At 67.2% G+C, this 7,247-nt stretch carries 12 protein-coding genes; 7 read left to right on the forward strand and 5 right to left on the reverse strand.

Features of this window, described 5'->3' with window-relative positions; translation table 11 throughout:
• Positions 1-71: 71 nt before the first annotated feature.
• Positions 72-446: a limonene-1,2-epoxide hydrolase family protein gene (locus tag BN976_RS11465; RefSeq protein ID WP_036370824.1), complete on the forward strand. Its 375-nt coding sequence runs from the start codon at positions 72-74 to the stop codon at positions 444-446.
• Here the strand turns inward: BN976_RS11465 and BN976_RS11470 are convergent.
• Entirely contained in the window at positions 443-1,372 is a 930-nt protein-coding gene (locus tag BN976_RS11470; RefSeq protein WP_036370826.1) for a hypothetical protein, read from the reverse strand. The genes BN976_RS11465 and BN976_RS11470 overlap by 4 nt on opposite strands.
• Before the next feature lie 46 nt (positions 1,373-1,418).
• Between BN976_RS11470 and BN976_RS11475 the strand changes: the two genes are divergently transcribed.
• On the forward strand, positions 1,419-2,204 hold the full coding sequence (locus tag BN976_RS11475) for an adenylate/guanylate cyclase domain-containing protein (RefSeq protein ID WP_036371352.1): 786 nt from the start codon (positions 1,419-1,421) through the stop codon (positions 2,202-2,204).
• Here BN976_RS11475 and BN976_RS33200 read toward each other — a convergent pair.
• Positions 2,171-2,332: a hypothetical protein gene (locus BN976_RS33200; RefSeq protein WP_086008448.1), complete on the reverse strand. Its 162-nt coding sequence runs from the start codon at positions 2,330-2,332 to the stop codon at positions 2,171-2,173. The two genes, BN976_RS11475 and BN976_RS33200, sit on opposite strands and share 34 nt — an antisense overlap.
• 42 nt (positions 2,333-2,374) lie before the next feature.
• Between BN976_RS33200 and BN976_RS11480 the strand changes: the two genes are divergently transcribed.
• Together BN976_RS11480 and BN976_RS11485 are read left to right on the forward strand one after the other, a co-directional pair.
• Positions 2,375-3,052, forward strand: a complete 678-nt coding sequence (locus tag BN976_RS11480) for a guanylate cyclase (protein ID WP_011781766.1) — start codon at positions 2,375-2,377, stop codon at positions 3,050-3,052.
• Between the two features lie 115 nt (positions 3,053-3,167).
• Positions 3,168-3,740 carry a hypothetical protein gene (locus BN976_RS11485; protein WP_011781767.1) on the forward strand — a complete coding sequence of 191 codons (573 nt, stop codon included), beginning with the start codon at positions 3,168-3,170 and terminating at the stop codon, positions 3,738-3,740.
• Positions 3,741-3,766: 26 nt separating this feature from the next.
• Here the strand turns inward: BN976_RS11485 and BN976_RS11490 are convergent, their stop codons facing one another.
• Positions 3,767-4,267, reverse strand: a complete 501-nt coding sequence (locus BN976_RS11490) for a hypothetical protein (RefSeq protein ID WP_036371354.1) — start codon at positions 4,265-4,267, stop codon at positions 3,767-3,769.
• 175 nt (positions 4,268-4,442) lie between these two features.
• Here BN976_RS11490 and BN976_RS11495 point away from each other — a divergent pair, with 175 nt between their 5' ends.
• From BN976_RS11495 to BN976_RS11505, 3 genes are all read left to right on the forward strand, one after another.
• The gene (locus BN976_RS11495; RefSeq protein WP_036371356.1) at positions 4,443-4,670 is read left to right on the forward strand and encodes a hypothetical protein; all 228 of its coding nucleotides are present in this window, start codon (positions 4,443-4,445) and stop codon (positions 4,668-4,670) included.
• A gap of 43 nt (positions 4,671-4,713) precedes the next feature.
• Complete coding sequence (locus BN976_RS11500; RefSeq protein ID WP_011781770.1) at positions 4,714-5,208, forward strand: nitroreductase/quinone reductase family protein; 495 nt, start codon at positions 4,714-4,716, stop codon at positions 5,206-5,208.
• Positions 5,209-5,335: 127 nt separating this feature from the next.
• A complete protein-coding gene (locus tag BN976_RS11505; protein ID WP_011781771.1) occupies positions 5,336-5,938 on the forward strand; it encodes a class I SAM-dependent DNA methyltransferase in 603 nt (200 codons plus the stop codon).
• 60 nt (positions 5,939-5,998) lie between these two features.
• On the opposite strand, the gene BN976_RS11510 is transcribed toward BN976_RS11505, so the two are convergent.
• Positions 5,999-6,745: a class I SAM-dependent methyltransferase gene (locus BN976_RS11510; RefSeq protein WP_036370828.1), complete on the reverse strand. Its 747-nt coding sequence runs from the start codon at positions 6,743-6,745 to the stop codon at positions 5,999-6,001.
• 201 nt (positions 6,746-6,946) lie between these two features.
• The coding region (locus BN976_RS32590; RefSeq protein ID WP_145977952.1) for an HNH endonuclease signature motif containing protein at positions 6,947-7,247 on the reverse strand (301 nt) is incomplete at its 5' end.

Consider the following 7,247-nt stretch of genomic DNA (forward strand, 5'->3'; position numbering starts at 1 on the left):
TCGATGGTCAGATTTTCACCGGACATCGCGAACATCTTCAGTTTCGGCCTGCGGTCAGGTTTGCTTGAGCCATGACACGCACCCCCGACGCCGTGGTGACCGAGTTCTGCGCGAAGTGGACCACCCCCGATCCGCAGGAGTTGGCCGCATACTTCACCGAAGATGGTGTCTACCACAATATTCCGATGACACCGGTGGTCGGCCGCGACGCCATCGCGGCCTTCATCACCGAGTTCACGAGCATGGTCGACGGCATCGACTTCCGGGTGCACCGCCAGATCAGCTCGGGCAACCTGGTGTTCAACGAGCGCACCGACGTGATGCGGTTCAAGGACGGCCGGGAACTGCCGTTGCCGGTGGCCGGGGTGTTCGAGATCACCGACGGCCGGATCGCGGCGTGGCGTGACTACTTCGACATGGCGACGGTGACCGCAGCGTGGAGCTAGGCCAGTAGCGGCACCGAGTCGAGCCGGTCATCGGTGAGAATCTCGAACATCGCCCGTCGACTCACCAGCTCCGAACGTTCGAATGCCTTGCCCGCCACCTGTATTCGACAACTGGCGATCGCCGAGTTGTAACAGTATTTCACGCCGCCGTGCGTGTCGCTGTAGGTGAGGCCGATGACATCGGAAGGCACGGTGGTGATCTCGCCTTCGATCATCTGCTCGCCCACCCGCGCCCCGAACGTCCAGCGGAACGGAGCGTAACGCCCGTGGCTCTGCAGACTGCCCCGGATCGAGCGCACCGCGAACTGCTGACCCTCGTGCCGGAACACGAACAGCGTCACCCCCGGCAGCAGCACCGGCCCCAGGGCCGCACGTGCGGTGACGATCTCCAGCGTCGCCTCGGGCGCGTTGTCGAATCCACACACCTGCCCGTACGCGTACGCCGGGGTGTGCCGGGTGCCCCAGTTGTGGTTGACGCTGCCCGTCCAGCCGTCGATGTCGACACCGTGCCCGGAGATCTCCAGATGGCCGTCGAACCGGGCCAACGGGTCGCGGACGCTCGTCTTGGCGGTCGGAAAGCGCGCCTGGTACGCGCGGTCGGACAGCACCCGCACGGGCTCCTGGCCGCTCGCGGTGATCGCAAGGTCCCATCGCGCGTCGGCCAGGGCGCCGAAGGCGGCGGTGTCGTCGAGCACCGTCGAGGCGATGCGCGCCGTCCAGTCGTCGTAGCCGAACGCGGCCTCGGCGATCGTGAACTGCTGCTTGACCGCGCGGTGACCGGACGGATCGAACACCATCACCCACACGTCGGCGACCGGTTCGCCGACGGTGGGCAGAAGCAGCGTCTCGCGCAGCCACACCGCGCGGGCGGTGTCCGGGTCGTTCGCCCGGATGAAACGACTCTCGTAATAGGGGGCCTTCGCCATCGTCACGTGACCAGCATCCAATACTGGAGCGGTGACCGGAACGCTGATGGCGCTGTTGGTGCTCGCGGCGGTGGTTGTCGGGCTCGCGGTGGCGCTGGCAGTGCAGTCGCGGCGCCTGAAAACCGCTCGGCAGGAGGCCGACGAGCTGCGTCGCCGCCTCGACACCCGTCAGATGCTCGTCACCGGGAGCACCAAGGCCGTCAAGACGGTGTGGCAGACCGCCAACATCCTGCGCCGGGACGGCTTCGGGGCCGCGGTGCGGTCCTCGATCGAGGAGCTCGCCGACTGGGCCGAGGTGGAACGTCCCGATCTGGCGCGGCTGGCCCCCAACGGCAGGGTCGCGATCATGTTCTCCGACATCGAGGAGTCGACCGCACTCAACGAACGCATCGGGGACCGCGCGTTCGTCCGGCTCCTCGGCAGGCACGACAAGTCGGTGCGCCGCCATGTCGACGCTCACGACGGTTACGTCGTCAAGAGTCAGGGCGACGGCTTCATGGTGGCGTTCGCCCGGCCGGAGCAGGCGGTCCGCTGCGGCCTCGCCATCCAGCACTCACTTGATAAGCGGCCCAACGGCATTCGCGTGCGCATCGGTATCCACGTCGGGAAGTCGGTACTGCGCGGCGACGACCTGTTCGGCCGCAACGTGGCGATGGCCGCGCGGGTGGCCGCCGAGGCCGACGGTGGAGAAGTCCTGGTCAGCAGCGCGGTGCGCGATGCTCTGACCGACGCCGACGACATCGTGGTCGACGGCGAGAGGGATGCACACCTGAAGGGATTCTCTGGATCCCACACGCTCTACTCGGTGCGTTCGGCCTCGGCGAGCCGCTGATGCAACCGCGCGCGGATGTCGTCCGGGGTGTAGGCGTTGCGGCGCCGCTGATCGCGCGCAACAAGGACTCCACCTGCGACGACGCCTGCGACACCGGCAAGCCCGACCCACTTCCAGATCCCACGCATGCCCATCAGTCTGCATAAGCTGCTGGGGTGAAACCAAGCACGGTGTCGCTGGAGCGCGCGCTTGAGGAGACCCGCACGGGTGACATCTGGTTGTTCCGGGGTCGCTCGGGCCCGGACCGGGCCATCCAGTCGATGACCAACAGCCCGGTGAACCATGTCGGGATGACCGTCGCCGTCGATGACCTCCCGCCGCTGATCTGGCACGCCGAGCTGGGCGACAAGCTGCTCGACCTGTGGACCGGCACGCACCACCGCGGCGTGCAGCTCAACGACCTGCGGCAGGCGGTCGAACGCTGGATGCACACCTACGATCAGCGTTGCTGGCTGCGGCAACTCACGCCCTATGCCACCCGCGATCAGGAGGACCGCATGCTGCGGGTGATCGCACGGATGGACGGCACCCCGTTCCCGTCCACCGCCCGCCTGACGGGGCGCTGGATGCGCGGCCGACTTCCGGGCGTGAGTGACTTCACCCGGGGAATACCGTTCGTGCACAAGAGGGTTCGCGAATCCGTCGAGCGCCGCAAGTCCGAACGGGTGAAGGTGGGCCTGGAAACCGCGTACTGCGCCGAGACTGTCGCGATCACCTACGAGGAGATGGGCCTGCTGCAGACCGAGAAGCACGCCAACTGGTTTGACCCCGGCAAGTTCTGGAGCGGTGATACGTTGCCGTTGGCCGCGGGCCACCGCCTCGGCGAGGAGCTGTCGGTCGTGCCCTGACGTGGCGGACGCGCATCCGGCCGGGGAAACACCGGCCGATATCACGCATTTCCCGAGGCGGCGGTGCTTTGCTGTCACACAGCACCTCTTTCGGCACCCAACAAGGGAGCGCAGCATGCCGACGTCGACCGACCACGACGCCCCCGCACACGACGTGCCCGGCCGAGCCCTGTTCAGCGCCAGAGCCTCCGCCATCTCGATCGTGGTGGCCGCGATCGCGACACTCGGCGTCGTCTTCGTGATGCTCAACGCCGGCGACAAGGAGGCCCCTCAGGTGCAATCGATTCCTGCTCAACCGAATACGGTGTCGCAGTGGGTCACCGCGCCTGCGCGCGACAAGCCGATTCCCGTTGCCCCGAGGCCGCAGGCGCCTGCCCTGGCCATGGACGGGCGAGGCTTCGTCAACACCGCGGCCCGATGCGACGCCGCCGCGCGCGCCGTCGCCATCGCCCGCACCGCGCGGTCGGCGGTGGTGGTGTGCCAGGGGCCCGACGGGTCCTACGAATACCAGGGGATCCGCCTGCGGGACGGGGCGGCGCTGCAACTCGATGACGTGCGGCCGATGGCTGTCGGGTTCGAGGCACGCAACGAGGGCACCACCTACCGCCTGTCACCGACCGAACTGGTGGTGATCTCCGGCGAATCCCTGCAGAGTCGCGACGCCGTCGTGGAGTACCGGGCCGGCTGAATTAGGCCGCGGATGTCGGTCTGTCTCTAGACGAGGTAGTCGAAGGCGCCGCTGCCAGGCCGCCAGCTTTCCGAGCTGCCGTCGCTGAAGTCCGACAGCATCGCGATCACCGGGCCACGCAGATCGGCCACGCCGGGCCGCATCATAAGCGCGGCCGCACCGAAGTCGATGCGAATTCCCTGGCCGGCGGCCTCGGACGTGGCGGCGACCTGCTCACCGATCAGAGACCGAAGGGCGTCGGCGTAGCCGGGCTCGCGGTCGGAGACCGGACCGGCGAGCCGGTCCACCACCGGCATCACTTCGCACGTCAGCACCGGCGCATCCGGTGAAGCGGCCAGATCGAAGCCAAGCTGAACGTAGCTGCCGATGAACTGCACCGACTGCAGGCGGTAGCCGACGAGGCGGGACAGCAACTCGTTGAATCCGTACGTCTTCGGCGCTGTCGGCTTGGGATGTAGATACCGAACCTCGGAGTAGTCCTCACCGACCGACTCGCTGTCGTCGGCACCACCCACAACTTCCGTCATCACCATGCACCCTTGAAGTCCACGAATCGTCGTCGCATCTGTAGCAGTACATTACGTTAACGTGCGCGGATGGAATTTGCCGGGTGGAGGCGCGGGAACCGGGCGCTAAGCCAGCTGCCTGAATGGACGCGCGCCCGTGACCTCCCTGCGACCCCGCCGGTGAATGCTCGAGCCCATGTCTGCGCTTGCGGTGGTGGCCGCTCTGGTGGCGGCGCTGTGCGTCGGTTACCAACTCGGTCGCCGCGTGGATCGACGATCCCCGACCTGGAAACAGCGCACCAGCAGTGCTGCACTCGGCAGGCAGGCGGTCGGGTTGATCGCACTACTGGCCGCCGGCCGACTGGAACGCTCGGTGCGGCGACGGCTGCCGCGCCGGCGCGCGTCGTGGCTGAGCCGACGCTGATGACTACCGATTGAGCGCAGGCACCGCCGGGTAGGTTGCGGGGATGCCACTGCGCTACGTCGACCCCCACCGCCGACGCGGAAGCCGTTACCAGCAAGGCGTCCGCTTCGGGCGATCCAGGGTGGGACAGTTCATCGCGCGTCACATCGCCCGCCGCACCGACCCGATGCTGTTCCGCCTCACCGGCGGGCGGGTGAACATGGGACCGATCGTCAACGCGCCGCTGCGCACCGTCGGCGCGAAATCGGGCAAGCCACGCGAAGTCCAGCTCACCTATTTTCACGACGGCCACGACGTCATCCTGGTCGCGTCGAACTTCGGCGGCAGCACCCACCCGCAGTGGTACTACAACCTGAAGGCTCATCCGGAATGCGACTTCGGCCGGGAGCCGTTCACCGCGGAACAGGTCACCGATCCCGGCGAATACTCGCGGCTGTACCAACTGGCCGAGCGGGTCTACGAGGGATACGCCGACTACCGGGACAAGACAGCAGACTCCGGCCGGCAGATTCCGATCTTCAGGTTGAAGCCACGCTGACGGCGACTGCCACGACGCGGTCCCCTTCGCTCAAAGAGCTCCGCAGCCATGGAGGCGTCGCCCCGCCGTTGCCCACGACCCGTCGGGGCGCTTCACCGCACGAAACCGGCGCCCTACACTGTGCACCGTGCCGGAAGTCGATGTCGGACAGCGCTATACCGAGGTGGCTGACCTGTACATCCGGATGTTCGGCGCCGTGGACCGGGTGGCTCCTCAGGACCTCAGCTTCCTCGAACGCAATCTTGGCGACAGCGACGGCACGGTCCTGGACGCGGGCTGCGGGCCCGGGCACCTGGCCGCCTATCTGACGGGCCTCGGACTGACCGTCCAGGGCGTCGACCTCGTTCCCGAGTTCATCGGCAACGCTCGCGCGAACTGGCCCGGGGTCGACTTCGCGGTGGGCTCGGTGCACACCCTCGACATGCCCGACCGTTCACTCGGCGCCATCCTGGCCTGGTTCTCGTTGATCCACTGCGAGCCGGCCGAACTGACGGATGTCCTCACCGAATTCCGGCGGGTGGTGCGCCGAGGCGGAATGCTCGTCGTGGGTTTCTTCGAGGGCGCCTGCGTGGAGCGCTTCGACCACAAGGTGGCACCCGCCTATCGCTGGCCCGTCGACGAGATGTCCCGGATGCTGTCTGCGGCAGGGTTCGCCGAGACCGAGCGCTGCCGGCGGTCCGGCACCGCGCAGACGCGCCCCTACGCCGCCCTGGCCGCGCGCGCCGCATAGCTCCGACGTTCAGCCCCGCCGATGCGGGCAGTATTCGCCGCGGCCCGAAGGATGTGGCCGTTACGCCGTCCCGCGGGCGGCCCACGCGACAGCGGTAACGGTGAACGGCCCCTTACCAAGACGCTCGCGGGCCGCTGATTCGAGACGGGCGCGACCTTCGTCATCGAGTTGCTGGACGTAGTCCCCAGCAGGACCTACACCGTAGGTGTACGGCTCCCACCACTGCTCAAACGTCGGGTGCACAACATCGACCGCAATCGAATCTTCGACCACATCACGCAAGCCGGCAGCTTCGAACAGCTCAGTCAGGTGTCCGCTTCGCGCCCCGGAGAGTAACGCTTCATCCTCAGCTTCGGGATCGACCACGTGCACCGCATCCCAGAACGGCGCAAGCGCACCGGTCGGCCCGTCCCACACACATGCTGCGACGACACCGCCGGGCCGAGTCACACGCGACATCTGTCTGAGGCCGGCAACCGGATCCGTCATGAAGTGCACCACCAACTGCGCGAGAGCAGCGTCGAAAGCGGCAGAGTCGTAGGGTAATTCCTCTGCCGTGCCTTGACGCACGTCAACGTCAGGGAAGCTCCTACGGATCGCGTCGATGAAGGGCGGTGAAGGGTCGATCGCCGCGATGTCGGCTCCGACCGACCGCAAGCGCGCCGTCAGCGCCCCCGGCCCACAACCGACGTCGAGCACTTTGTCGCCGACACCAACCCCGGCAAATGCCACAAAGGCCTCCGCGAGCGGCTCGGCATACCGGCCCATGAAACGTCCGTAGGCCTCCGACGCGACGACAAAGCTCACCAGCGAATGCTACGTCGCCGCGCGAACCACCGAGGCCGGATCGACGACCGGTGGACAGGCCCACGTTCGGAAAGCCACATCGTCGTCTACGAAAGGGGTCGCATCGTGCCGCGTGTCCCGGCAGGTTGCAGAATCCCCTTATGCGCCAACCATTTTGAAGGTAGGACCCAACGCTGAGGGGAGCGCTCCCCGCGGGGCGACCTAGTTGGTGGTGGGTGGTGGAGGTTGGAAGGGTGTGTACCACTTCCATTGGGCGCGTTCCCCGGGTGGTCCCTGGTAGGGCGCGACTGCGGGTGGGGATTGGGTCGGGGGCCGGGCCAGTGACCCCGGTTCCAGTTCACGCCCGACGCTGTCGGTCACTGTCAGCTGGTCGGCGGGTCCGGTGATGGTGATGACCCCGCGGTGATGCAGCCGGTGATGATGAGGACAGACCAGCACCAGGTTGTCCAACTCGGTCAAGCCACCGTCTTCCCAATGCCGGATGTGATGGGCATGCAACCCC

This window comes from Mycolicibacterium austroafricanum (assembly GCF_000612725.1).
In the GTDB taxonomy this organism is placed as follows: domain Bacteria; phylum Actinomycetota; class Actinomycetes; order Mycobacteriales; family Mycobacteriaceae; genus Mycobacterium; species Mycobacterium austroafricanum.